The 24,691-nt window shown below is 62.7% G+C and carries 30 protein-coding genes; 16 read left to right on the top strand and 14 right to left on the bottom strand.

The annotated features are described in order from the left end of the window. Positions 1-13 precede the first annotated feature (13 nt). From fabG to GQA94_RS18385, 10 genes are all read left to right on the top strand, one after another. Entirely contained in the window at positions 14-757 is a 744-nt protein-coding gene (gene fabG, locus GQA94_RS18430) for a 3-oxoacyl-ACP reductase FabG (RefSeq protein ID WP_158189368.1), read from the top strand. A 191-nt stretch (positions 758-948) separates the two neighbouring features. Next, the gene (acpP, locus tag GQA94_RS18425; RefSeq protein ID WP_003283670.1) at positions 949-1,185 is read left to right on the top strand and encodes an acyl carrier protein; all 237 of its coding nucleotides are present in this window, start codon (positions 949-951) and stop codon (positions 1,183-1,185) included. A gap of 180 nt (positions 1,186-1,365) precedes the next feature. Beyond that, positions 1,366-2,610, top strand: a complete 1,245-nt coding sequence (fabF, locus tag GQA94_RS18420; RefSeq protein WP_158189367.1) for a beta-ketoacyl-ACP synthase II — start codon at positions 1,366-1,368, stop codon at positions 2,608-2,610. Between the two features lie 2 nt (positions 2,611-2,612). Continuing rightward, on the top strand, positions 2,613-3,428 hold the full coding sequence (gene pabC, locus GQA94_RS18415; RefSeq protein WP_158190162.1) for an aminodeoxychorismate lyase: 816 nt from the start codon (positions 2,613-2,615) through the stop codon (positions 3,426-3,428). After that, a complete protein-coding gene (gene mltG / locus GQA94_RS18410; protein WP_158189366.1) occupies positions 3,425-4,492 on the top strand; it encodes an endolytic transglycosylase MltG in 1,068 nt (355 codons plus the stop codon). Before pabC ends, mltG begins: the two co-directional genes overlap by 4 nt. Next, entirely contained in the window at positions 4,489-5,121 is a 633-nt protein-coding gene (gene tmk, locus GQA94_RS18405) for a dTMP kinase (RefSeq protein WP_158189365.1), read from the top strand. The genes mltG and tmk overlap by 4 nt, the downstream gene beginning before the upstream one ends. Next, positions 5,081-6,103 (top strand): DNA polymerase III subunit delta', encoded by a 1,023-nt coding sequence (locus GQA94_RS18400; protein WP_158189364.1) that lies wholly within the window; start codon positions 5,081-5,083, stop codon positions 6,101-6,103. The genes tmk and GQA94_RS18400 overlap by 41 nt, the downstream gene beginning before the upstream one ends. Before the next feature lie 31 nt (positions 6,104-6,134). Then, positions 6,135-6,491, top strand: coding sequence for a PilZ domain-containing protein (locus GQA94_RS18395; RefSeq protein WP_025241024.1), 357 nt, complete (start codon positions 6,135-6,137; stop codon positions 6,489-6,491). A gap of 137 nt (positions 6,492-6,628) precedes the next feature. Then, the gene (locus GQA94_RS18390; RefSeq protein ID WP_158189363.1) at positions 6,629-7,414 is read left to right on the top strand and encodes a TatD family hydrolase; all 786 of its coding nucleotides are present in this window, start codon (positions 6,629-6,631) and stop codon (positions 7,412-7,414) included. Positions 7,415-7,586: 172 nt separating this feature from the next. Next, a complete protein-coding gene (locus GQA94_RS18385; protein WP_158189362.1) occupies positions 7,587-8,984 on the top strand; it encodes an amino acid permease in 1,398 nt (465 codons plus the stop codon). A 221-nt stretch (positions 8,985-9,205) separates the two neighbouring features. On the opposite strand, the gene GQA94_RS18380 is transcribed toward GQA94_RS18385, so the two are convergent. Continuing rightward, on the bottom strand, positions 9,206-10,339 hold the full coding sequence (locus GQA94_RS18380) for an aminotransferase class V-fold PLP-dependent enzyme (protein ID WP_158189361.1): 1,134 nt from the start codon (positions 10,337-10,339) through the stop codon (positions 9,206-9,208). Between the two features lie 71 nt (positions 10,340-10,410). Here GQA94_RS18380 and GQA94_RS18375 point away from each other — a divergent pair, with 71 nt between their 5' ends. From GQA94_RS18375 to GQA94_RS18365, 3 genes are all read left to right on the top strand, one after another. Beyond that, positions 10,411-11,031 carry a TetR/AcrR family transcriptional regulator gene (locus tag GQA94_RS18375; protein WP_025241028.1) on the top strand — a complete coding sequence of 207 codons (621 nt, stop codon included), beginning with the start codon at positions 10,411-10,413 and terminating at the stop codon, positions 11,029-11,031. A gap of 185 nt (positions 11,032-11,216) precedes the next feature. Continuing rightward, positions 11,217-11,819, top strand: coding sequence for a DUF4823 domain-containing protein (locus GQA94_RS18370; protein ID WP_158189360.1), 603 nt, complete (start codon positions 11,217-11,219; stop codon positions 11,817-11,819). Between the two features lie 10 nt (positions 11,820-11,829). After that, a complete protein-coding gene (locus GQA94_RS18365) occupies positions 11,830-12,396 on the top strand; it encodes a DUF1285 domain-containing protein (RefSeq protein ID WP_158189359.1) in 567 nt (188 codons plus the stop codon). 117 nt (positions 12,397-12,513) lie between these two features. Here the strand turns inward: GQA94_RS18365 and GQA94_RS18360 are convergent, their stop codons facing one another. From GQA94_RS18360 to dapE, 3 genes are all read right to left on the bottom strand, one after another. Beyond that, on the bottom strand, positions 12,514-12,885 hold the full coding sequence (locus GQA94_RS18360) for a hypothetical protein (RefSeq protein ID WP_158189358.1): 372 nt from the start codon (positions 12,883-12,885) through the stop codon (positions 12,514-12,516). A 111-nt stretch (positions 12,886-12,996) separates the two neighbouring features. Then, on the bottom strand, positions 12,997-13,806 hold the full coding sequence (locus GQA94_RS18355) for a putative RNA methyltransferase (protein ID WP_158189357.1): 810 nt from the start codon (positions 13,804-13,806) through the stop codon (positions 12,997-12,999). Further along, a complete protein-coding gene (dapE, locus tag GQA94_RS18350) occupies positions 13,800-14,948 on the bottom strand; it encodes a succinyl-diaminopimelate desuccinylase (RefSeq protein WP_158189356.1) in 1,149 nt (382 codons plus the stop codon). The genes GQA94_RS18355 and dapE overlap by 7 nt, the downstream gene beginning before the upstream one ends. Positions 14,949-15,122: 174 nt before the next feature. On the opposite strand from dapE, the gene tcdA reads away from it, so the two are divergent. Further along, entirely contained in the window at positions 15,123-15,929 is an 807-nt protein-coding gene (tcdA, locus tag GQA94_RS18345) for a tRNA cyclic N6-threonylcarbamoyladenosine(37) synthase TcdA (RefSeq protein ID WP_158189355.1), read from the top strand. A 30-nt stretch (positions 15,930-15,959) separates the two neighbouring features. On the opposite strand, the gene GQA94_RS18340 is transcribed toward tcdA, so the two are convergent. From GQA94_RS18340 to GQA94_RS18320, 5 genes are all read right to left on the bottom strand, one after another. Continuing rightward, positions 15,960-16,373: a SufE family protein gene (locus GQA94_RS18340; protein ID WP_158189354.1), complete on the bottom strand. Its 414-nt coding sequence runs from the start codon at positions 16,371-16,373 to the stop codon at positions 15,960-15,962. Further along, positions 16,370-17,572: an aminotransferase class V-fold PLP-dependent enzyme gene (locus GQA94_RS18335; protein WP_158189353.1), complete on the bottom strand. Its 1,203-nt coding sequence runs from the start codon at positions 17,570-17,572 to the stop codon at positions 16,370-16,372. The genes GQA94_RS18340 and GQA94_RS18335 overlap by 4 nt, the downstream gene beginning before the upstream one ends. 81 nt (positions 17,573-17,653) lie before the next feature. Continuing rightward, a complete protein-coding gene (gene dapD / locus GQA94_RS18330) occupies positions 17,654-18,688 on the bottom strand; it encodes a 2,3,4,5-tetrahydropyridine-2,6-dicarboxylate N-succinyltransferase (protein ID WP_158189352.1) in 1,035 nt (344 codons plus the stop codon). 45 nt (positions 18,689-18,733) lie between these two features. Beyond that, positions 18,734-19,105, bottom strand: a complete 372-nt coding sequence (locus GQA94_RS18325) for an ArsC family reductase (RefSeq protein ID WP_158189351.1) — start codon at positions 19,103-19,105, stop codon at positions 18,734-18,736. 97 nt (positions 19,106-19,202) lie between these two features. Then, a complete protein-coding gene (locus GQA94_RS18320) occupies positions 19,203-19,535 on the bottom strand; it encodes a thioredoxin family protein (RefSeq protein WP_158189350.1) in 333 nt (110 codons plus the stop codon). Positions 19,536-19,674: 139 nt separating this feature from the next. Between GQA94_RS18320 and GQA94_RS18315 the strand changes: the two genes are divergently transcribed. Further along, the gene (locus tag GQA94_RS18315) at positions 19,675-19,920 is read left to right on the top strand and encodes a hypothetical protein (RefSeq protein ID WP_158189349.1); all 246 of its coding nucleotides are present in this window, start codon (positions 19,675-19,677) and stop codon (positions 19,918-19,920) included. Between the two features lie 11 nt (positions 19,921-19,931). Further along, complete coding sequence (locus GQA94_RS23275; RefSeq protein ID WP_199270064.1) at positions 19,932-20,078, top strand: hypothetical protein; 147 nt, start codon at positions 19,932-19,934, stop codon at positions 20,076-20,078. A 35-nt stretch (positions 20,079-20,113) separates the two neighbouring features. On the opposite strand, the gene dapC is transcribed toward GQA94_RS23275, so the two are convergent. Genes dapC through purM form a run of 5 tightly spaced genes read right to left on the bottom strand, consistent with a single transcriptional unit; the run spans position 20,114 to position 24,512 of the window. Further along, positions 20,114-21,310, bottom strand: a complete 1,197-nt coding sequence (gene dapC, locus GQA94_RS18310; RefSeq protein WP_158189348.1) for a succinyldiaminopimelate transaminase — start codon at positions 21,308-21,310, stop codon at positions 20,114-20,116. A 51-nt stretch (positions 21,311-21,361) separates the two neighbouring features. After that, a complete protein-coding gene (locus tag GQA94_RS18305; protein WP_158189347.1) occupies positions 21,362-22,027 on the bottom strand; it encodes a COG3650 family protein in 666 nt (221 codons plus the stop codon). A 60-nt stretch (positions 22,028-22,087) separates the two neighbouring features. Next, complete coding sequence (locus GQA94_RS18300) at positions 22,088-22,798, bottom strand: DUF3108 domain-containing protein (RefSeq protein WP_158189346.1); 711 nt, start codon at positions 22,796-22,798, stop codon at positions 22,088-22,090. Positions 22,799-22,806: 8 nt separating this feature from the next. Next, positions 22,807-23,454 (bottom strand): phosphoribosylglycinamide formyltransferase, encoded by a 648-nt coding sequence (gene purN, locus GQA94_RS18295; protein WP_158189345.1) that lies wholly within the window; start codon positions 23,452-23,454, stop codon positions 22,807-22,809. Further along, positions 23,454-24,512 carry a phosphoribosylformylglycinamidine cyclo-ligase gene (gene purM, locus GQA94_RS18290; protein ID WP_158189344.1) on the bottom strand — a complete coding sequence of 353 codons (1,059 nt, stop codon included), beginning with the start codon at positions 24,510-24,512 and terminating at the stop codon, positions 23,454-23,456. Before purM ends, purN begins: the two co-directional genes overlap by 1 nt. Positions 24,513-24,691: the final 179 nt, after the last annotated feature.

The following is a 24,691-nucleotide window of genomic DNA, read 5'->3' as shown; positions in this document are numbered from 1 at the left end:
CAAGGAGAAACGTATGAATCTGCAAGGCAAGGTTGCCCTGGTAACAGGCGCAAGCCGAGGTATCGGTCAGGCCATCGCGCTGGAGCTTGGTCGTCAGGGCGCTATCGTGATTGGCACGGCCACGTCCTCCTCGGGTGCCGAGCGCATCGCCGAGACGCTCAAGGAAAACGGTATTGAAGGCGCCGGGCTTGTACTGGATGTCACCAGTGACGAATCCGTGGCCACCACGCTGGAACACATCCAGCAACACCTCGGCCAGCCGGCTATCCTGGTGAACAATGCGGGCATCACTCGCGACAATCTGATGCTGCGGATGAAAGACGATGAATGGCATGATGTCATCAACACCAATCTCAGCAGCCTGTACCGCCTGACCAAGGGCGTCCTGCGTGGCATGACCAAGGCCCGTTGGGGACGAATTATCAGTATCGGTTCCGTGGTAGGTGCCATGGGTAACGCTGGGCAGGTAAACTACGCCGCAGCCAAGGCCGGACTCGAGGGGTTCAGCCGTGCGCTGGCCCGTGAAGTCGGCTCGCGCGGTATTACAGTCAACGCCGTGGCGCCGGGCTTCATCGATACAGACATGACGCGTGAGCTGCCAGAGGCTCAGCGTGACGCTTTGCTGGGACAGATCCCGTTGGGTCGTCTTGGTCAGGCGGAAGAGATTGCCAAGGTCGTCGCTTTCCTGGCTTCTGACGGCGCCGCCTATGTCACTGGAGCCACGGTTCCGGTGAACGGCGGTATGTACATGAGCTAATGTGACGCCCAACGCATGTATGCAGTCATAACGGCTGATTAGTTTCGTTATAAAACTGCGGTTCGTTTATAGACAGATGGTTGAAAGCAGGTTCATGCTTGCCTGCTTTCAGCTTGAAATGCGGAAAACGCTTTCTATACACTACCGCGCAGACCAGCTGCCTGATTTTTCCATAGGAGTGAAAACAAGGTATGAGCACCATCGAAGAACGCGTCAAGAAAATCGTTGCCGAGCAACTTGGCGTCAAAGAAGAGGAAGTCACCAACAGCGCTTCCTTCGTCGAAGACCTGGGTGCCGACTCCCTTGACACCGTTGAGCTGGTGATGGCTCTGGAAGAGGAATTCGAGACCGAAATCCCGGACGAGCAAGCCGAGAAGATCACCACTGTTCAGGAAGCGATCGATTACATCAACGCGCACGCGCAGTAAGTTGTAATCCTGCTTCGAACCAGTAAGCCGCACTGCCTTGAACGGGCAGTGCGGCTTTTGTTTGAGTTAGTTGAATTCAGCTGGTCGCGCGCGTGCGTGCGATGCCTGTGAGGGCTGGCTCTTGTCCGTTGCGAATGCGGGCGGCGTGGGGCGAGTCGAATACATGTAAGGAGAATTGCTGTGTCGCGTAGACGCGTCGTAATCACCGGGATGGGCATGCTATCGCCGCTGGGTAACGATGTGCCAAGCAGCTGGCAGGGGATTCTCGCCGGCCGCAGTGGTATCGGCCTGATAGAACATATGGACCTCTCCGCCTATTCCACCCGCTTTGGCGGATCGGTCAGGAATTTCGACGTCGAGCAGTATCTGCCAGCCAAAGAAGCTCGCAAGCTCGACCTTTTCATCCAGTACGGATTGGCCGCCAGCTTTCAGGCGGTGCGCGATTCCGGTCTGGAGATCACCGATGCCAATCGCGAGCGCATCGGTGTCGCGATGGGTTCAGGCATCGGCGGCCTGACCAATATCGAAAACAGTTGCAAGGCCTTGATCGAGCAGGGACCTCGGCGTATTTCGCCCTTCTTCGTACCGGGATCGATCATCAACATGGTGTCCGGCTTTCTGTCGATTCACCTGGGGCTGCAAGGTCCGAACTACGCCATTGCCACGGCGTGCACCACGGGCACCCACTGCATCGGCATGGCCGCACGCAACATCGCCTATGGCGAGGCTGACGTAATGGTTGCCGGCGGCTCCGAAATGGCCGCCAGCGGTCTTGGTATCGGCGGCTTCGCTGCTGCACGAGCCTTGTCCACTCGCAATGACGATCCGGCCGCGGCCAGCCGTCCGTGGGACAAGGGCCGCGATGGTTTCGTATTGTCGGACGGTGCCGGCGCACTGGTTCTGGAAGAACTCGAACATGCCAAGGCGCGCGGCGCGAAGATCTATGCCGAGCTGATCGGTTTCGGCATGAGTGCCGATGCGTTCCACATGACTTCGCCGCCCGATGATGGCGCGGGCGCCGCGCGCTGCATTCGCAACGCAATTGTCGATGCCCGGATCGATGTCGCTCAGGTGGGCTATATCAACGCGCATGGCACCTCGACGCCGGCCGGCGACAAGGCCGAGGCCGCCGCGATAAAAACCGTGTTTGGCAGCCATGCCTATGAGCTGTCGGTCAGTTCGACGAAATCCATGGTGGGCCACCTGTTGGGCGCTGCCGGCGCGGTCGAGGCGATCTTCAGTGTGCTTGCCATTCGCGATCAGGTCGCACCGCCGACCATCAACCTCGACGAGCCCGATGAGGGATGTGACCTGGACTTCGTTCCGCATGAAGCGAAGCCCAGGACGATCGATGTCGCCGTTTCCAACTCCTTCGGTTTCGGTGGCACCAACGGCTCGCTGGTTTTCAGTCGGTTCGTCGAGTGACATTGACCTGGGTGGACGGGCAACCCGCTGATGGGGTGCCCGTCCATGATCGGGGGCTTGCGTACGGCGACGGTCTGTTCGAAACCATGAAAGTGGTGGGCGGGCGACCTGCGCTGCTGGATCATCACCTTGATCGTCTGGGTCGCGGCTGCCAGCGTCTGGCTATCGCCGGCGACCTGGCAGCGCTCCGTTCGCAGATGCTCGCCTTCAGCGCGACGCTCGGCACTGGCGTAGCCAAACTGATCCTGACGCGCGGTGACGGTAAGCGTGGCTATGCGCCGCCGGCCGCCTGTCGGCCACGCATTGTCATCACCGGCTCGCCGCTACCCGACTTCCCGTTCGAATACGCCGATCAGGGCATACACGTCTATCCCTGCGCGACCCGGCTGGCCGAGCAGCCAGCGCTGGCGGGGCTGAAGCACCTGAATCGCCTGGAGCAAGTGCTGGCGCGTGCAGAGTGGCAGGACGCTGCTTTCGCGGAGGGCCTGATGCGTGACGTATCCGGACGGGTCATCGAGGGCGTGTTCAGCAACATTTTCATTGTGGCGTCCGATGTCCTGCTCACGCCCTCGCTGGCGCGGTGTGGTGTCGCTGGCGTGATGCGGGAAATCCTCCTGTCACGTGCCGCAGACGCGGGCATTCGCACCCAGGTCCTTGATATCTCCTTCGAACGACTGCTCGATGCCGACGAAGTGTTCGTCTGCAACAGTCTCTACGGCATCTGGCCGGTGCGGCAATTGGAAGCCCGCGTCTGGCCGGTGGGTCCGCTCACACGTAAACTTCAACGCCTGGTAGCCGATCTGTCGAGTAATACGTGATCCGAAAATTGTCTTTCGCGCTCTTGGGTGCCGTGCTGATTGCCGTGCTGGCGCTCGGCCTCGTTGCCTGGAAACTCTACGCCGCGCTGGAGCAGCCGTTGCGGCTGGATGCAGCGCAAACGCTGGAAGTCGCGCCCGGCGACACGCCCAGCGGGCTGTTTCAACGCCTGGAGCGAGACGGCATGCTGGGCGACTCGTTCTGGTTGCGATTGCACTGGCGGTTGAAGCTGTCCGGGCAGACGCTGCACAGTGGCGAGTATCGGTTGCGTCCGGAAATGACCGTGCGCGACATGATCGGGTTGTGGCAGCGAGGGGAGGTTGTCCAGCACACCCTCACCATCGTAGAAGGTTGGAATTTCCGTCAGGTGCGCGCCGCGCTGGAGGCGCTGCCCACGATCGAGCAGACATTGAAAGGACTTTCGGACGCCGAAGTCATGGCGCGGCTCGGCCAGGCGGACCTGCACCCCGAAGGGCGTTTCTTTCCGGACACCTACAGCTTTACACGGGGCGTGACCGACCTCGAGCTGCTCCAGCGGGCCTTTTCTCGCCTGGAAGCCGTGCTCGCCGACGAGTGGCAGCAGCGCAGCGAAGGCTTGCCTTACCAGGATGCCTATCAGGCCCTGATCATGGCGTCGATCATCGAAAAGGAAACGGGCGTACCGTCTGAACGCGGGGAAATTGCCGGTGTGTTCGTTCGTCGTCTGGAGCGGGGCATGCTGCTGCAGACGGATCCGACCGTCATCTATGGCATGGGCGAGCAATATCGCGGGCGAATCACCCGTAATGACCTGCGCACGCCCACGCCCTACAACACGTACACCAACAGCGGGCTGCCGCCGACGCCGATCGCCATGGTCGGTCGTGAAGCCATCCATGCCGCCCTGCATCCGGTCGACGGCAAAAGCCTTTATTTCGTCGCGCGGGGTGACGGCAGCCATGTGTTCAGTGACTCGTTGAGCGAGCACAATCGTGCCGTGCGCGAATACCAGCTCAAGCGCCGCGCCGACTATCGCTCCAGCCCACCGCCCCGGCCAGCGCCGGCACCGATCGAGAATATCCAGTGACAGGACTTTTCATTACCCTGGAAGGACCCGAAGGGGCGGGCAAGAGCACGAATCGCGACTACCTCGCCCAGCGCCTCCGTGATTGCGGTCTGGATGTCGTGCTGACCCGCGAGCCCGGCGGTACGCCGCTGGCCGAGCGTATCCGCGAGCTGCTGTTGACGCCCGCGGATGAGCCCATGAACAGCGACACCGAGCTGCTTCTGGTCTTCGCGGCGCGTGCGCAGCACCTCGCCGAAGTCATACGGCCAGCGCTGGCGCGTGGTGCCGTGGTGCTGTGCGACCGCTTCACCGATGCCACCTATGCCTATCAGGGCGCAGGACGCGGTCTGTGCCTGGCGCGTATCGAACAGCTCGAATGCTTCGTGCAGGGTGATATGCGCCCCGACCTGACGCTGATTTTCGACCTGCCGGTCGAAATCGGTCTGGGCCGCGCCGCTGCGCGTGGGCGCCTCGATCGGTTCGAGCAGGAAGGCCTGGATTTCTTCGAGGCCGTGCGCAGCGCTTATCTCGGTCGTGCCCGTCAGGTTCCGCAGCGCTACCGGGTGCTCGATGCGGCTCAGTCGCTGGCCATGGTGCAGCAGGATCTGGATGCGCTCTTGCCGGAGCTGTTGGAACGTGCCCGTGGCTGACGGCATCCTCCCCTGGCAGGCCGGCCTCTGGCAATTGCTGGCGGGCCGTCAGCAGCACGCCCATGCCTATCTATTGCACGGTCCCGCCGGCATCGGCAAGCGCGCGCTGGCCGAACAACTCATGGCGCTTCTGCTGTGCCAGCAGCCTGCACCGAGCGGGGCCTGCGGGCGTTGCAAGGGCTGCATGCTGCTGGCTGCCCACACGCATCCCGATCACTACATTCTGGAGCCGGAAGAAGCCGACAAGGCCATTCGTGTCGATCAGGTCCGCCAATTGGTCGGGTTCGTCACCCAGACCGCGCAGCTCGGTGGCCGCAAGGTGGTTCTGCTCGAGCCAGCCGAGGCCATGAACCTGAACGCGGCCAATGCGCTGCTCAAGAGTCTCGAAGAGCCCGCCGGCAACACCGTTCTGCTGCTGATCAGCCATCAGCCCAGTCGGCTTCTGCCAACGATCAAAAGTCGCTGCGTACAGCAAGGCTGCCCTTTGCCCGACCGTCAGCAGAGCCTGGACTGGCTTGCAGGCAGGCTCCCGGACCTTTCCCCGACGCAGCGCGAGGAGTTGCTGACGCTGGCGGCCAACTCGCCCCTAGAGGCGATCAAGCTCCACGAAATCGGCGTGCTGGAAATGCGTGTGCAGGTGGTCGAGGGGGTCAAGAAGCTGATCAAGCGACAGCAGTCTCCCAGTCAATTGGCCGAGGCTTGGAACCCACTGTCGCTGATCCTGCTGTTCGACTGGTTCTGCGAATGGGCGCACCTGCTGTTGCGTTACCAGATGACCGGCGATGAAGCGGGGCTCGGTGCTGCCGATATGCAGAAGGTCATTCAGTACGTGGCGCAGAAGACTTCACCCGCCAAGCTGCTGGCGTTTCAGGATTGGTTGCTGGCCCATCGACAGAAAGTGCTGGGTAAAGCCAATCTCAACCGTGTCTTGCTTCTCGAAGCGCTCCTGGTGCAGTGGGCAAGCTTGCCCGAGCCACGCTAGAATCCTCCGGAACTGTTGCTAGGAAAACCGCATGAGCCTGCCTGCAAACCTGGGTCCGCGTAACGGCATTCTGTCCCTGACCATCAAGGATAAGTCGGTGCTCTATGCAGCCTACATGCCGTTCATCAAGCATGGGGGGTTGTTCATTCCCACCAACAAGAGCTACAAACTCGGCGATGAGGTATTCATGTTGCTGAGCCTGATGGACGAGCCGGAAAAAATCCCGGTCGCCGGCAAGGTCGTCTGGATCACGCCGAAGGGCGCCCAGGGCAACCGTGCCGCGGGTGTCGGCGTGCAGTTCAACGAGGGCGATTCGACTGCCCGCAACAAGATCGAAACCTATCTGGCCGGTGCCATGAAGTCCGATCGACCCACCCATACCATGTAGCACCGCCGTCGCGACCCTTCGCTTCGCGCTATCGCGTCTTCCCAACGTATCCTCACGCCGGCATCAGCCTGACCTGGCTGCGCCCTGATGGTTGCTTTGCTCTACAATGGCGCGCTTTCTGTTTCAGGTAATACGCCATGCTGGTTGACTCGCATTGCCACCTCGATCGTCTCGATCTCGCCGTGCACGGCGGGTCCCTCGATGCCGCGCTGGATGCGGCACGTCAGCGCGGGGTCGGGCATTTTCTCTGTATAGGCGTCAGCGCGGCAAATACCGAGGCGGTCAAGGCCCTTGCACAGCGCTATGACGATGTGGATTGCTCGGTAGGCGTGCATCCGTTGGATCTGGAGCCCGGAGCGCAACCCGCGCTGGACTGGTTGCTGGGCGAGCTGGACGCGCCTGGGGTCGTGGCGATTGGCGAAACCGGGCTGGACTACCATTACGAGCCGGAAGCCGCCGAGCTGCAGCAGCAATCGTTCCGTCTGCACCTGCAAGCGGCTCGCATTTGCGGCAAGCCAGTGATCGTCCACACTCGGGCGGCCCGTGCCGACACCCTGGAACTGCTCCGCGAGGCGGCATTGCCGCAGGCCGGTGTATTGCATTGCTTCACCGAAGACTGGGACATGGCGAAAGCCGCGCTGGATCTCGGCTTCTACATTTCGCTGTCCGGAATCGTGACCTTCCGCAATGCCGATGCGCTTCGTGACGTGGCCCGTCGCGTCCCGGCGGATCGCCTGCTCGTCGAGACGGATTCGCCCTATCTGGCTCCGATTCCCTACCGGGGCAAGCCGAACCTGCCGCAGTACGTGCGTGAGGTCGCTGAGTGTCTGGCGACGTTGCGCGGTGTCGACTTCGAGGTCCTGGCCGAGCAGACCACGGACAACTTCAAGCGACTCTTCCCGTTGACGCGGGTCAAGGGCTGAGCGAGGTGGCTCATTCGAGGGCGCGCGCCCGACGAGCCTCGTCCCCCGATGACGTGTACAATCCGCGCCGCTTCGGTGTGCGCGCCTGATTGCCGGCTTGCGTACGCAAGGCATCCGTTCGGCCGTCACGGGCCGTGCCGCTCACCCGTCACAGACCAGTCAAGGTGACGTCATGTCCAGCGAAACGCTGCAAACCGGGCCGCTTCAACGTGGCCTGAAAAACCGCCATATCCAGCTGATCGCTCTGGGCGGCGCTATCGGCACCGGGCTATTCCTGGGCTCGGCCGGCGTGCTCCGCAGTGCGGGACCGTCGATGATCCTTGGCTACGCCATTGGCGGGCTGATCGCCTTCCTGATCATGCGACAGCTTGGCGAGATGATCGTCGAGGAGCCGGTGGCAGGGTCCTTCAGCCATTTCGCCCATAAGTATTGGACGCCCTACGCGGGCTTTCTTTCAGGCTGGAATTACTGGGTGCTCTACGTGCTGGTGGGCATGGCCGAGCTGACGGCGGTTGGCAAATACGTTCAGTTCTGGTGGCCAGAGGTGCCGACCTGGGCGACCGCGGCGGCTTTTTTCGTGCTGATCAACCTGATCAACCTGGTGAACGTGAAGACCTTCGGCGAGACCGAGTTCTGGTTCGCAATCATCAAGGTGGGCGCCATCATCGGCATGATCGCCCTGGGGCTGTACCTGCTGTTCAGCGGCGCGGGCGGCGAGCAGGCCAGCTTCAGCAACCTGTGGAGCCATGGCGGTTTCTTCCCCAACGGCGTCAGCGGAATGGTCATGGCGCTGGCGATCATCATGTTTTCCTTCGGCGGGCTGGAGCTGGTGGGGATCACCGCTGCCGAAGCCTCGGACCCAAAGACCGTCATCCCGAAGGCGATCAACCAGGTGGTCTACCGCATTCTGATTTTTTACATCGGTGCGTTGAGCGTGCTGCTGGCCTTGTATCCCTGGGACAGCCTGTTGCAGACCCTGGGGTCAGCGGGCGACCCCTACAGCGGTAGCCCCTTCGTGCAGATTTTTTCGCTGATCGGCAGCGACACCGCGGCGCACATCCTTAACTTCGTGGTGCTGACGGCGGCCCTTTCGGTCTACAACAGCGGTGTCTACTGCAACAGTCGGATGCTGTATGGCCTGGCCGAGCAGGGCGACGCGCCCAGGGTATTGATGACCGTGAATCGTCGTGGGGTTCCGGTCCTGGCCATCGCGCTGTCGGCGCTGGTGACCATGCTCTGCGTGCTGGTGAACTACCTGCTGCCGCGCACCGCCCTCGAATTGCTCATGTCGCTGGTAGTCGCGGCGCTGTTGATCAACTGGGCGATGATCAGCCTCGCGCACCTCAAGTTCCGCAAGGCCATGACGGCGCAGGGTGTCGAGCCGTCGTTCAAGGCGTTCTGGTTTCCCTTTAGCAACTACCTGTGCCTGGCCTTCGTGGTACTGATTGCCGCGATCATGCTCTGGATGCCGGGTCTCAGGACGTCGATCATCGCCATGCCGTTCTGGGTGCTGTTCATCTGGCTCTGCTTCCGGCTTCGGCAATACAGCCGACGCACCACATGTCGCTGATGGAAGCCGTAGCCCAGGCAGGCAAAAAAAACCCGGCGTCGCGAGGAGCCGGGCCAAGACCATTAGGAGTATGAGGTCACGTTCCTCGCTCCCTCAGCTGGCCGAGCATTGGGGGGATTGCGCGGCCAGTGCCTGAAGTATTGGCCCGGATCGGCAACTCTGCCGGGCGATTGGTGTGCTTTTTAAAACGGATTTGGAATACTTGCGCGCACCTTGATCGCTCACTTTGCAAGCACGTCGCGTATCACCGCCAATGTCTGTTCGACGACCGCCGGCCTAGTGTAGAAGTGCGGTGAAAGACGTATTCCGCCGCCCCGCAGGGCGCAGACGATCTGCTCCGTCTTGAGCGCTTGAAACAATGCCGCGTTTTCCCAACCGTCGGCCCTGAAGGTCAGGATGCCGGCTTGTCGAAGCGGGGCGGTCGGGCTCAACAGCTCGACGCCGGGCATGGCCGCCAGCTCGCGCTGCAGATGAGCGATGCGCTCGGCAAGCGCCCGGCTTACTTCGCTCATGCCGACGTCTTCGAGCAGCGACAGGCTCGCATCCAACGCCATGGCGCCGAGCAGATTCGGGCTGCCACACTCGAAGCGACGCGCGCTACGCGCCGGCTGCCACTCGCTGCGATCGTAATCGCCGGCATGTTCGAGCATATGCCAGCCATACTCATGAAGCTTCAGCCTGGCGCGCAGGTCGCTGCGGCAGTAGAAAACACCGAGCCCCTCCGGGCCCAGTAGCCACTTGTGCCCATCGGCCATCGCAAAGGCGCACCGGTACTGCTGAACGTCGAACGACAGCGCACCGAGGTGCTGGATCGCGTCGATGCACAGCAGCACGCCGCGCTGCTCGCAGCCCTCGCCGAGCCGGGGCAGATCGAGCCTGAGACCGCTGGCATATTGCACCGCGCTGATGGCCATCAGGCGCACCTTGGGGCCGCAGGCCTGCAGTAGCGAGGCTTCCGGATCGTCGCCCTTGAGGCTGACCTGTATCACTTCGACGCCCTGCGGTTGCAGCGCCTCCCAGACGACCCGATTGGATGGAAACTCCTCATCGCTGATGATGACCTGGTCGCCTGGCTTCCAATCCAGCCCGAATGCCACGAAGGACAGGGCCTCGGAGGTGTTCTTGACCAGTGCGATGTCGGCCGTCGTCGGCGCGTTGAGCAACCGGCGCAGACGCTCGCGCAGGCGAGTTTCCACGGCCAGCCACTGCGGATAGTCGCGCGCACCGAGGGTCATGTTCTGCTGCGCAAAGGCCATGACGGCTTCGCTGGCGCGTCGAGGCCAGGGCGCGACAGCCGCGTGATTCAGGTATCGCAAACCTTCGATTTGCGGAAATTCGTCACTCAGTGAACTCATGAGAGATGTTCCGTGCATTTTCTGACCAGATGGGCATAATCATCTGCTTCGATTCCACGCCGCAGCCTCTTATGCAGAATGAACCTCGGAAGGTCCGCGAATTTCGCCGTCGCGAGCAAGAAATTCTAGATACAGCGCTCCAGCTGTTCCTCGATCAAGGAGAAGACAGTGTCACGGTCGAGATGATCGCCGACAGGGTGGGCATCGGCAAAGGCACGATCTACAAGCACTTCAAATCCAAGGCCGAGATTTACCTGCGGCTTATGCTCGACTACGAGCGGGACCTGAATGAATTGCTGCATTCACCCAGCCTCGACCAGGACAAGGAGGCGCTCTCGCGCGCCTATTTCGAGTTCCGGATGCGTGACCCGCAGCGCTATCGCCTGTTCGATCGCCTCGAAGAAAAGGTCGTCAAGGGCAACCAGGTGCCGGACATGGTCGAGGAGCTTCATCGGATCCGCGCGTCCAACTTCGATCATCTGACCCAACTGATCAAGGGTCGTATTGCCGAAGGCAAGCTTGAAGACGTGCCGCCGTATTTCCACTACTGCGCAGCCTGGGCCCTGGTCCACGGCGCGGTGGCGCTGTATCACTCGCCGTTCTGGAGCAATGTGCTGGAGGATCAGGAAGGCTTCTTCCAATTCCTGATGGACATTGGCGTGCGCATGGGCAACAAGCGCAAGCGCGACTGACAGATCGTCACGCCTGGCAACGCGGGTGCGCCTCGCGATGGGGCGCGGCTGGCAATGATCGCGCGGCCCGATTCCGGTATCGGCAACGGCCGCAGCGCGACCTGTCATGCAGGTGTACGCAGAGCTGGCTTGTTTGCTGCATTGCTTCGCTATACGCCGGTTTTCCGTCAGCAGCAGGAGCACAAATGAAGAGCCTCAGCCTTATCGCAGCCGCGCTGGTACTGAGCGGGTGCATGCAAATCAGTGACATGGCCGAGGGCACCCGTTATCAATTGCGAGACGCGGGTGTCCTCGATCACAGCGAGACCCGAAGGTCCGCGTCGTGGCGTCTGCAGCCTGACTCCTTCATCTACATCGCCCAGGGGCATTTCGTGCCTCCCGGCAATGCTTATCCGCGGCCGAACGTGGTGGCGGAAGAGACGTTCAAAGGCTTTGTCGAATACTTTCCGCTTGTTCGTCGCGCACCGGAACCGGCCGGTTTGGAAGAAGCGTTGAACCAGGCGACGGCTGTTGGTGCCCATTACTTGTTGTACACGCGTTTTGCCGCGGCAGACGACCGCATCGGCAGTTTCGACGAACTCAACGATCAGCGTGCGCTCGACCGGCTAGGGGTCGACACCAGTGTGGTTCAGCTGATGCTGATCGAGACCGGGAATCGGTATCTGGTCGATACGGCACGGATTCGCAGCCGCGGCGGGTTGCTGAACATTTATGACGCGACGCCTCAGGCCTTGTTGGGACCGCCCTTGCGCGACTACGCCCGGCGGCTGACAGGGCTCGGTCGCTAAAGGAGCGCACATGAGCGATTCTGGAAAAGCCGCGAATCTGCTGGGCCAGATTCCGAAAGCCGAGCACAAGGGCTTGCCACCCGTGCATTTGTGGAACCCGCCGTTCTGTGGCGATCTCGACATGCGGATCGCACGCGACGGCAGCTGGTTCTATATGGGTACGCCGATTGGACGACCTGCCATGGTGCGGCTGTTTTCCACGGTGATCCGGCGCGACGGCGACGATTACTTTCTGGTGACTCCGGTAGAGAAGGTTGGCATCACGGTCGATGACGCCCCCTTCGTGGCGGTCGAGCTGAAGGTCGAGGGCAGCGGCGAGGCGCAGGTGCTTCGCTTCGTCACCAATGTCGGCGATGAAACCGAAGCGGGTCCGGAGCATCCGATGCGGGTCGAATTCGATCCCGACAGCCAGGAGCCGGCGCCCTATGTGCATGTACGCGCCAACCTCGAAGCGCTGATCCATCGCAACGTCTTCTATCAACTGGTGGAGCTGGCTGTGCCGCGCGAGCTCGATGACGGTAGCTGGCTGGGGGTCTGGAGCGATGGCCAATTCTTTCCGATTGGCCGTGCCGAATAACCGATCGAAGCAAAGCGATCCGCTGGCGATCGCGCGTCTCTGCGCGGTCGACGTCGGGGGAAGGTGCTGTGGCTAGCGGTAAGCGCTGAGCTGAAACCGTCGATCCGGTGCAGCCACTCAGTCCGTATGCCAGACGATCTCCGCTTCGCCGCGCTCGCTGATGCTGATCCAGCGATCGGCATCTTCGAGAGATTCATCCTCCTGCCAGCCGCCCGGTGCGCAGCGGATTTCTACGCCCAGCGTCTGGTGAGCCGCGCGCGCGCAGGCGACATCGTCCTCCCAGGGGGTGGTGTCGCTTTCAAGCAACAGACTGTGCCATTTGCCGACCGCTTTGGGTAACCAGGTCACCGGAATGTCGCCAGCCTTGCATTTGAACGTCTTGCCCTTGGGTTGCCAAGGCGTGCAGGGGCCGATTGCCCGGGTCAGCCATTGGGTGACGGCGTCCTGGCTGGCGTCCCTGAGGTAAATCTCGATGTCCGGTTGACGCATGGGCGATGGCCTTGTCGGTGGTGGTTGCAGCCTTGGAAAATGAGCCGGCGAGGCCATGATGGCCGCGCCAGATGATACGCGTGCAGTGTCGATGTTGCCGGTTGCAGCAGCTTACCGCTGGTCACGCTCAATCCAGTCGTAGCGTATCGCAACCCGAACCTTGAGTGGCGAGTCGATCACCGCAGTCCTGCGTTCGGCACTGGCGCGCCAGCCATGTGGTGTCATCGCCAGCAGATCGGCACGCGCTTCGGCGCTGTCCAATTGCAACTCATAGCTCAGGGTTTCGCTGTGTGCCAAATGCATATCGTCAGGGATCAGCGACAGATGCTTTTCATCGTCATAGTCGCGTACTTCGTCGTACAGCAGGCCGCGCAGTTCCCACAGATGCTCACGGGTCGGCCCCATGCGCAGCAGGCCCCCTCCAGGGGGTAACAGGCGGCGGGCTTCGGTCCAGTCCAGCGGGCTGAATACGCTGGCGAGTAGATTGCAGCTGCCATCGGCCAAGGGTATCCGGGCCATGCTCGCGACCAGCCATTGCAGGCTCGGCGCGCGCTTGCAAGCGCGCTTGACTGCCTCGCGCGAGATGTCCAGCGCGTAGCCATCTGCATTCGGCAGCGCCTGGGCGATCTGCGCGGTGTAATACCCTTCGCCGCAACCGATATCCAGCCAGCTATTTGGCGAGCGCTCAGCCGCCAGCTGCGCCAGGCGCTCGGCCAGCGGCGCATAGTGGCCGCCGTCGAGAAAGCGTCGACGGGCCTCGACCATGGCGAGATTGTCGCCCGGGTCGCGGCTGTTCTTGTGTTGCACCGGCAGCAGGTTCAGATACCCCTGGCGTGCCCGGTCGAAGCGGTGGTTGGCCGGGCAGGCGACGCCAGTATCGATCACGCTCAGCGCGTCACGGCAGATGGGACAGATCAGCATGCGAGCAGGTTGACCAGGGTCTGGTAGTAGATTTCAGTCAGCACATCGAGGTCGCTGGCGAGGATGTGCTCGTCGACTTGATGAATGGTGGCGTTGACAGGGCCAAGCTCGACGACCTGGCTGCCGAGGGTGGCGATGAAGCGGCCATCGGAGGTGCCGCCGCTGGTGGACGGCGTGGTTTCGCGCCCGGTGATCTGGCGGATCGCTGCGGCCACGCCATCGAGCAACTCGCCAGGCTCGGTCAGAAACGGCAGGCCGGACAGCGCCCAGTCTACGCTCCAGTCCAGGCCATGCTTGTCGAGGATGGCCGCGGTGCGCTGCTGCAAGCCTTCGACCGTGGACTCGGTGGAAAAGCGGAAATTGAACACCGCTTCCAGCGTGCCGGGGATGACATTGGTGGCGCCAGTGCCTGAATTCAGGTTGGAAATCTGGAAGCTGGTCGGGGGGAAGAACGCGTTGCCATCGTCCCAATGTTCAGCGGCCAGTTCGGCGAGGGCCGGGGCGGCAAGGTGAATCGGATTCCTGGCCAGATGCGGATAGGCGACATGCCCTTGTTGGCCGCGTACGGTCAGGGTGCCGCCAAGCGACCCCCGGCGGCCGTTCTTCACCACATCGCCTACCTGCGTGGTGCTCGAAGGCTCACCGACGATGCACCAGTCCAGCCGCTGGCCACGCTCGCGCAAGCGTTCGACGACCGCCTTGGTGCCGTGATGGGCCGGGCCTTCCTCGTCGCTGGTGATCAGAAAGGCGATCTGGCCCTTGTGCTGCGGATGGTCAGTGGTGAAACGTTCCACCGCGATAATCATCGACGCCAGGCTGCCTTTCATGTCGGCTGCGCCACGCCCGTGGAGCATGCCGTGCTCGTCGATACGCGCCGCGAAAGGCGGATTCTGCCAGGCTTGCAGCGGACCGGTGGGGACTACGTCGGTGTGACCGGCGAAGCACAATACCGGACCGTCGTTGCCGCGAATCGCCCAGAAGTTTTCCACGTCCTCGATGTGCATCGGCTCGACACTGAAACCGCAGGCCGCGAGGCGTTCGCTCATCAACTGCTGGCAGCCCTCGTCCAACGGGGTCACCGAAGGCCGGTTGATCAGCTCGCAGGCGAGTTCGAGGGTGGGAGAGAGGGCGGCGGCGGTCATCACGGCTCCGAGACAAGCGGGAAAAAGAGCGCCATATTAAAGCAAAAGCGGCGCTCTGCCGTGGCTTGCGTGGCCGCTGGCTGATGGTTGACGCGCATCGGCTGCAGCAGCCAGCCCCTGTGTGGACAAGCGTGAAGCCCTTATAATCGCCCGACGTTTTTCTGGGGTGTCGGCATGTCTATCGATGATCAGCGTTTCGGCGGTATCGCACGTCTCTACGGTGCTGTCGGCCTTGAGCGGCTGGCGGCGGCGCATGTGGCTGTGGTCGGTATCGGCGGCGTCGGGTCGTGGGCGGCCGAGGCGCTGGCACGCAGCGGCGTTGGCGAAATCAGCCTGTTCGATCTGGACGATGTCTGCATCACCAATACCAACCGGCAGATTCATGCGCTCGAGGGTGCGGTGGGCAGGCCCAAGGTGGACGAGATGGCCGCGCGTATCCGTGCCATCAATCCGGCCTGCGTGGTGCACGCGATCGCCGATTTCGTCACCCGCGAGACCATGGCCGAATACATCACCGAACAGATGGATTGCGTCATCGACTGCATTGACAGCGTGCCGGCTAAGGCGGCGCTGATCGCCTGGTGCAAGCGGCGCAAGATTCAGATCATCGCCACCGGCGGCGCGGGCGGGCAGGTCGACCCGACGCAGATCCAGGTCGCCGACCTGAACAAGACCTTCAACGATCCGCTGGCGGCGAAGGTGCGCTCGTTGCTGCGGCGCGAATACAACTTTTCGCGAACACCGGGGCGCACCTACAGCGTGCCCTGCGTGTTTTCCACCGAGCAACTGCGTTACCCCAAGCCGGATGGCAGTGTCTGCCAGAGCAAGGGCTTCGTCGGGGAGGGTGTCAAACTCGACTGTGCCGGCGGCTTCGGTGCAGCGATGATGGTCACCGCCAGTTTCGGCATGGTGGCGGCAGCGCGTGCCGTGGATAAACTGGTCGCCGGTGCCAGACGGCCGGCGGAGCGCACGCGCGGCTGACGCTTGCTGCTGCGGGTGGTTGCGGCTCGATCAGGTGACCGCAGCCAACTCGCGCATTCGTTGCAGCACGGCATTCATTCCATTGGCCCGTGACGGTGACAGTTGCCGCGACAACCCGAGCTGAGCGAACCACTGCGCCACATCCAGCCGCTGCAACTCGGCCGTCGGCAATCCGTTGACGCGCACCAGCAGGGCCGCGAGCAAGCCGCGCAGCAGGCGCGCTTCGCTGGTGCCGCGAAAATGCCAGCGGTCAGCGTGCGCCTCACCGATCAGCCAGAGCCTGCTTTCGCAACCGGGGACCAGTGTGTTGTCGTTGCGTTCGGCGTCGCTGAGCGCCTCCAGTCGATCGCCCCACTGCATCAACAGGCGCGCACGCTGCTCCCAGCTGGTGGCCTGCTGGAACTGCTGCAGCGTTTCGATGGCGGCGGCGGGCAGTTCGTTCATCGTAAGAGTTCCAGGGCCTGATCCAGCGCACCGAAGAAGCGCTCCAGGTCCGTTCCGTCGTTGTACAGCCCGAGGGATACACGCACGGCGCCCTCGACGCCGAGGGATTTCATCAGCGGTTGCGCGCAATGGGTTCCGCTGCGTATGGCGATGCCTTGTTCGGTGAGCAGGTGGGCCAGGTCGCCGTGGTGGACGCCGTCCACGCTGAAGCTGGCCAGTGCCAATTGCGGGTCGCCCAGCAATCGAACCCCTTCGCGAACGCTGAGCCCGGCGAGGAGCTTCATGTGCAGGGCCTGTTCGTGGCCGGCCACCGCCGTGGCGTCGAGTCGGGACAGGTAGTCGAGCGTCGCGCCGAGGCCGATGACGGCGCCGATTGGCGGCGTACCGGCTTCGAAACCCAGTGGGGCGGCGTGGAATTCAGCCTGTTGAAAGTCGGCGACGCGGACCATTTCGCCGCCGAATTGCCAATGCCGGAGCTTGAGCAACGACTCACCCCGTCCATAGAGTGCGCCGACTCCCTCGGGGCCGTAGAGCTTGTGACTGGACAGCACGTAGAAATCGCAGCCCAGCGCCTGCATGTCATGCCGACCGTGCACCACGCCTTGCGCGCCGTCGACGACCGTCAGGGCGCCTTGGGCCTTCGCCAGCGGCAACAGCTCGGCGAGCGGTTGCCAGGCGCCGAGCACGTTCGACAGCTGGCTGACAGCGAGCAAACGGGTCCTTGGGCCGATCAGACGGGCGGCCTGCTCCAGATCGATGACACCGCGTTCATCCAGCGGCAATACCGTCAGCTTGGCGTTGCGCCGCTTGGCCAGTTGCTGCCAGGGCAACAGGTTGGCGTGATGCTCCAGCGCGCTGACGACGATTTCGTCATCCGCTTCGATCAGCGGTTCCAGACCATAGGCCAGCAGGTTGAGCGCCTCGGTGGCGCCGCGGGTGAAGACGAGTTCGGTCGGGCAGGCTGCGTTGAGCCAGCGCGCCAGCTTGACTCGGGCATCCTCGAAGGCGCGGGTCGCACGCTCTGCCGGTTGATGCTGCGCTCGGTGCACGTTGGCGGTGCCGCAGGTGTAGTAACCCGTCAATGCATCGATCAGGGCCTGTGGCTTTTGCGCCGTGGCCGCGCTGTCGAGGTAGGTCTGGCCCTGAGCTTCAAGAACGGCCAGGGCCGGGAAGTCGGAACGCCAAGGAGACAAGAGCATAGCGTTAAGCCTGAAGCTGGAGGCGGGAAGCCAGAGCGGAGCTGCTGCTTCCAGCCTCCGCTCAGGCGACCCGCCAAGCGGTCAGTTGTGCGCGTGCAGCGCTTCGTTCAGCTCGATTGCGGATTTGTGGGTCTTGCATTCCACCGCGCCGTTCTGCGAATTGCGGCGGAACAGCAGGTCGGTCTGTCCAGCCAGTTCCCGAGCCTTGACCACCTTGACCAGTGCGCCCTGCTCGTCGAGCAGATTCACCTTGGTTCCGGCAGTGATGTAGAGCCCGGCTTCGACGGTGTTGCGGTCGCCAAGCGGGATGCCGATGCCGGCATTGGCGCCGATCAGGCAGCCTTCGCCTACCGAAATGACGATATTGCCACCGCCGGACAAGGTGCCCATGGTCGAGCAACCGCCGCCCAGGTCCGAACCCTTGCCGACGAACACGCCAGCCGAGACGCGGCCTTCGATCATGCCCGGGCCTTCGGTGCCGGCGTTGAAGTTGACGAAACCTTCATGCATCACCGTGGTGCCTTCACCGACGTAGGCGCCAAGACGGATACGCGCGCTATCGGCGATGCGCACGCCAGCCGGAACCACGTAATCGGTCATCTTCGGGAATTTATCCACGGACATGACTTCCAGCAGGTAGCCCTTCAGGCGCGCTTCCAGTTGGCGCTCGGCCAGTTCGGCGAGATCCACCGCGCCCTGGTTGGTCCAGGCGACGTTGGGCAGCAGTGGAAAAATCCCCGTCAGGTTCAGGCCGTGGGGTTTGACCAGTCGATGCGAGAGCAGGTGCAGCTTGAGGTAGGCCTCGGGCGTCGAGGTCAGCGCAGCGTCTTCGGCGAGCAGGGTGACCACCAGGGGGCGCTGGCTTTCGGCCAGACGGGTCAGCAGCGCGTGTTGCGCGGCGTCGAGCGGCTTGACTGCGTCGGCCAGTTGCGCGGCTTGGGTTGTGCTGATGGCAATGGCCTGGTTGCCACCTTCGTAACCGAGCAGCGGGGCGATGGCCGCGACCAGTTCACCGGCTGGCTGCAGCAGCGGCTGGGCATAGAAGACTTCCAGCCAGTTGCCCTGGCGATTCTGTGTGCCGACGCCGAAGGCCAGGCTGAATAAGGTGTTGCTCATAGGGAATCCTTCTCATCAATCGCGGCTCGTCCTGGCGAGCCGCTATCAGTTCTTGGCTGCCAGTTCGGCAGCGTAAATATCCGGCTTGAAGCCGATCAGGGTCTTCTCGCCCAGATCGAGCACCGGGCGCTTGATCATCGACGGTTGGGCCAGCATCAGTTCGATGGCCCTGGCCTGATCGAGATCGGCCTTCTGCGCGTCGTCCAGCTTGCGAAAAGTGGTGCCGGCACGGTTGAGTACGATCTGCCAGCCGTGTTCGTCGCACCAGGCTTCCAGATGGGCGCGGTCGATGCCGGCGCTCTTGTAATCATGGAAGTCGTAGCTTAGCCCGTGCTCTTCGAGCCAGGTACGGGCCTTTTTCATTGTGTCGCAGGCTTTGATGCCGTACAGACAGAGTCCTTCGCTTTTCTCGGGCATGACAGCTCCGCGTTCTCCGGCCAGACTGGACCGCCGATTATGCCACGATGAGGCGAATCCTGCCGCCTACCGGATGACCTGGGAAACGGAGCGCCGGTCAGCCCGAGAGGTCGTCGGCCTGGCGCAGCAGGTCCTCGATGGCCTGGCTGCTGGTGGGGCGCACCAAGCGGGCCAGTTCTACTCCCTGGCGCATCAGGATCAGGGTAGGCCAGAGCTTCACGCGGAATGAACGGCCCAGCGGGCGACCCGGGCCGTCCTCGATTTTCAAGTGGCGCAGGTCACGCTCGGCCATTGCCGGGCCCAGCAGCGGCTGCGCGGCGCGGCAATGGCCGCACCAGGCGGTACCGAATTCCAGCAGGGTGAAACCGTCGAGCGCATCCACTTCGGCTCGCGAGGGCGCGTTGATCGTGTAAGTGTCGTTCATGGGCATGGCTGGCTTCCTGATCATCGCTGTCAATCATTGGGAGTCACTGGGCAGTCATCGGTTCAGCCGCTGCGTCGCCAAGCCGTTCGACCTTTTTGCCCTTGTACGTTGTCCATTGAGGACAATCGCAACGATGAGGTCATGTATGGCACGCAAGCATTTCGAGAACCATGAGGCCATTTCATCCGCCGTTCCTGCCGATGACGGATTCGAAGCGGTGATCGCCGTGAAACGTCGGGGCACGGATGACAACGCCCAGGTGTTCAAGGTGGCCAACGGGCGACGCTACGACCTCGCCTCGGAGGCCGAGACCGCAGCCGAGGCGGCGTTGACCAAAGTCATGGAAGTGAGTGACGAAGGCGACCTGATCTGGGAAGAAAATGCAATCTGACGGAGGACACCATGAGCGAGCCCGAAAAGCCTGATACGGACAAGCGCACTAAGCGCGATGAGGCCCCTGCGGCGGACATCCCCGAACATATGAAACCCGAAAACCTTGAGAAGCTGCGTGACTACGGCAAGGACAAGATTCCGCCGGGAGTCGCTTGAGTCGGAGCCGGACGTCGCGACGTCCGGCTCCGATATCACTGCGCGGTGATGAAGTCGCGAATCCGCTCGGCTGCCTCGACGCAATCGGCAAGCGGCGCCACCAGCGCCATGCGAACCCGGCCCGAACCCGGGCTGAAACCCTCTACCTCCCGCGACAGGTAAGACCCTGGCACCACCGTCACGTGTTCACGGGTGAAAAGGTCGCGTGTGAATTGCTGATCATCGGTGGGTGTCTTCGGCCACAGGTAGAAGCCGCCGTCGGGACGCTGCACATCCATCACCGGGGCGAGTATGGCCAGCACCGCATCGAACTTTTCGCGGTACATCTGGCGGTTGGCCTGGACGTGCGCTTCGTCGCTCCAGGCGGCGAGGCTGGCCAGCTGTGTCTGCACCGGCATGGCGCAGCCGTGATAGGTGCGGTAGAGCAGAAACGCCTTGAGGATATCGGCGTCGCCGGCGACGAATCCGGAGCGCAGGCCGGGTAGGTTCGATCGCTTGGACAGGCTGTGGAAGACCACGCAGCGCTTGAAATCATCGCGGCCCAGGGCAGCGCAGGCGGTCAACAGTCCCGCTGGCGGGTGCGCTTCATCGAAATACAGCTCGCTGTAGCATTCATCCGCCGCGATGACAAAGTCATGCTCGTCCGCCAGCGCGATCAGGCGCTTGAGCGTTTCGAGGGGCACCAGCGCGCCGGTGGGGTTGCCTGGCGAGCAGAGGAACAGGATCTGCGTGCGGCGCCAGGTATCGGCCGAGACCGCATCGAAGTCCGGGTTGAAGTCGTTCTCGGCAGTGCAGGCAAGGTAATGCGGTACGGCGCCGGCCAGGAGCGTCGCGCCTTCATAGATCTGGTAGAACGGATTGGGGCTGATCACCAGCGCATCGGCGCTACGGTTGACGACAGCCTGGGTGAAGGCGAAAAGCGCTTCGCGGGTGCCATTGACCGGCAGCACATGGCGCGCCGGGTCTACGCAGCCGGCGGGCACGCCGAATCGCCGCTCGCACCAGCGGGCGATCGACTCGCGCAGTGCAGCAATCCCGAGCGTCGACGGGTACACCGCGAGCTGGTCGAGGTTCGCGGCCAGCGCCTGGGCGACGAAATCGGGCGAAGGGTGTTTCGGTTCGCCAATCGACAGCGCTATCGGACGCTTCTCGGCTGGCGGTTGCGCGTCGGCGAGCAAGGCGCGAAGTTTCTCGAACGGATAGGGCTGCAGCAGTGACAGGTCGTCATTCATGGTCGGGATCTTCGAAGCGTAGGGAAGCGCGAAGATCGCGCTTCGATAGAATCATTCGTTGCGCGCGCCGCCGTAGTAGCCGCAGCCACGCAGGGTTTGGTCGTCGATGCGAAGCTCGGCCGTCAGATGGCTCACCGCGCCGGTCGCGTCGTCGACACAGCGTTGCGGGGCAACCCAGAGATTAAGGCGCTGGCGATTGGCTTCGCTGCTGAAACTGGTCTGGCCACCCGGCAGCTGTTCTTCCAGATACGGTAAGGCCAGCGGCGCCTGATCGGGACGCTCGAACAACATGCCCTGCGCCGTGACCCGAACGCTCCAGCCCGGTTCGTGGCCGCCAGCGCGCAGGGTCAGCTGGTTGAATTCCCGTTCGCCGCAGCCGTGCCCTTCGGCCTGCACGCGATAGACCTGGGTCAGCTGCAGCTGGCTGGGACCATTGGCGGGTGAAATCAGTCTGCCACGGACGTCGGCGAACAGGGCCTGGCCACCGTCGGACAGCAGCGCCAGCGCATCGTCGGACAATCCGGTCGCGCCCGTATCGAGCAGTTCGATCCGGCGTTGGCCCTGGCAGGTGCGCAACGACAGCACGCCCTCGCTGCGCGTGAGCTCGCCCTGCAGCCGTTCAATCGGATGTCCGGGCGTCTCATTGCTCCAGGGCCAGGATTGGCAGCCGGAGAAGATCGGCAGCAAGGCAAGCAGCAAGGTGCGGTGCAAGGTCATGGACGGACTCTATGAGCGAGCGGGCGATGCCGCGCCAAGGTGGATGGCGCGCAGTGGCTGTCAGTTGCCTTTTATGGTTCTACCGCCAACGGTGCCTTCCTTGAGCATGATCTGGTATTCCTTGCCGTCTTTTTCCACCTGATGCAGGCGGACCAGCATGTAGTCCCATTCGGTGGCGAACCAGAGGATCGTCTGACGCTTGCTCTGCGTAGGGTCGCGTACGCGCTCGACCTTGATCGCATCGACCTGTCCGGCCTTGGTGCTGACCTTCTCCTCGCCCAGCACACGGAAGTCATAGGTTTCGATCTCGTCCCCGTCCACGACCTGATAGCTCATGCTCTTCTCGCCCGCTGCGACGGCCTGTTGGAGGGCGATCTGGTAGGTGGATTTATCCAGCAGGCCGCGGTCGAGCGGCAACTTGACCGGGTCGCCGCGATCTTCCCCGATAACCTGCTTGGTCGCCCAGTCGAAGTCATGCTTGATGGCTTTGCCTTTGCCCAGGCCGCTGCGCTTGAGGCGGTATTTTTGCGGTACGAAGGTTTCGCCCTCGACCTTGAAGGTGCTGCGTTCATTGAGACTGGCGACCAGCATGGAGGCCTCGAAATCCAGCTCCCAGACGTCACCGTCGAGCTTTTCAAGGCTGCGCTGGGCGGTGCCACTGACGGGCACCTGTTTCCAGTCGGCGGTGTAGCTGGCGGAGAAGGGCTTGAGCTCCAGAGCCTGAACCGGCAAGGTCAGCACGGCAAGAGCGAGCAGCAAAGCGCGACGCATAAGATCTCCTAGATTCGTAACAGATGGCCGGTAGCCGGCAGCGGTTTGTCGTCCAGCATCGCGCCTTGCTCGCCAAGGCGCAAGCGGCCCTCGGCAAACCAGCGAACCGCCAGTGGATAAATCATGTGTTCGGCGGCATGCACCCGTTCGGTCAGTGTGTCGATGCGGTCGCCGGCTTCGATGGTGAAGGTGGCCTGTACCGCCACGGGGCCACCATCGAGTTCTTCGGTGACGAAATGCACGCTGCAACCGTGCTCGCGATCACCGGCTTCCAGTGCGCGGCGATGGGTATCGAGCCCTTTGTGTTTCGGTAGCAGGGACGGGTGAATGTTGAGCAGGCGGCCCTGGTAATGACGCACGAAGGCCGGCGTCAGTATGCGCATGAAGCCGGCCAGCACGACCAGTTGCGGCTGGTAGGTGTCGATGATCGACATCAATGCCGCATCGAAGGCTTCGCGATCGGCGAAATCCTTGTGCACCACCACGTGGGTGGCGATCCCGGCGGCTTGCGCACGCTGCAGGCCGAACGCTTCGGCACGATTCGAAACAACCGCGCTGATGCGTACTGGATTGTCTTCACCCAGGCTGTCGATCAGGGCCTGCAGGTTGCTGCCAGACCCTGAAATCAGCACCACGACGTTGCTGGGTTCGCTCATCAATGGCTTTTCAGGTTGTTCAGCACGACGCGGTCGGCCGCTCCGCCCGCCGACGCGATCTGGCCGATCACCCAGGGAGCTTCTCCCGCGTCGCGCAGGTTGTCGAGAACGGCCTCGACCTGCGCCTGGGCGACGCAGATGACCATGCCGACGCCGCAATTGAGTACCCGGTGCATTTCATGCTCGTCGACGTTGCCCTGCTGCTGGAGCCAGTCGAACACCGCTGGACGCTGCCAGCTGGAGACATCGATGACCGCCTGGCTGTCTTCGGGCAGCACGCGCGGGATGTTGTCCAGCAGGCCACCGCCAGTGATATGCGCCATCGCCTTGACCGCACCGGTCTCCTTGATCAGCTTGAGCAGCGGCTTGACATAAATGCGGGTCGGCGCCATCAGCAGCTCGGTCAGTGGCTTGCCGTCGAGTTGGGTGTTCTCGATATCGGCACCCGCCACTTCGATGATCTTGCGGATCAGTGAATAGCCGTTGGAGTGCGGTCCGGAGGAGGGCAGGGCGATCAGCGCGTCGCCAGCGGCGACTGTCGAGCCATCGATGATTTCGCTCTTTTCAACCACGCCGACGCAGAAGCCGGCCAGATCGTAGTCTTCGCCTTCATACATGCCCGGCATCTCGGCGGTTTCACCGCCCACCAGCGAGCAGCCGGCCAGTTCGCAGCCGGCGCCGATACCGGTCACCACGGTGGCGGCGATATCGACGTTGAGCTTGCCGGTGGCGTAGTAGTCCAGGAAGAACAGCGGCTCGGCGCCACAGACCACGAGGTCGTTGACGCACATGGCCACCAGGTCCTGGCCGATGCTGTCGTGCTTGTTCAGGTTCAGGGCAAGCCGCAGTTTGGTGCCCACGCCATCGGTACCGGATACCAGCACCGGTTGCCTGTAGCCGGCTGGAATTTCGCAGAGCGCGCCGAAGCCGCCCAGACCGCCCATGACTTCAGGACGTGCAGTGCGCTTGGCCACGCCCTTGATGCGTTCGACCAGCGCTTCGCCTGCATCGATGTCGACACCGGCGTCCTTGTAGCTGATGGAGGGTTGCTTGCTCATAATCCGGACCTGTGAGGAGAGTGCGGGGCGACCGGTTGGGCGAGACGGCTGTCTCAGCATGGCGAAGGCGCCGGACCGGTCTGCGGAAAGCGCGCGATTTTATCAGGCTTGCCGCATAGCGACCATCCCGCGCGCAATTACCGGCGCACCACCCACAGCGAACCTATCGTGATTTTAAT

The sequence above is a fragment of the Stutzerimonas stutzeri genome, from assembly GCF_009789555.1.
Classification (GTDB): domain Bacteria; phylum Pseudomonadota; class Gammaproteobacteria; order Pseudomonadales; family Pseudomonadaceae; genus Stutzerimonas; species Stutzerimonas stutzeri_R.
This window is presented reverse-complemented; position numbering and strand designations above follow the sequence as displayed.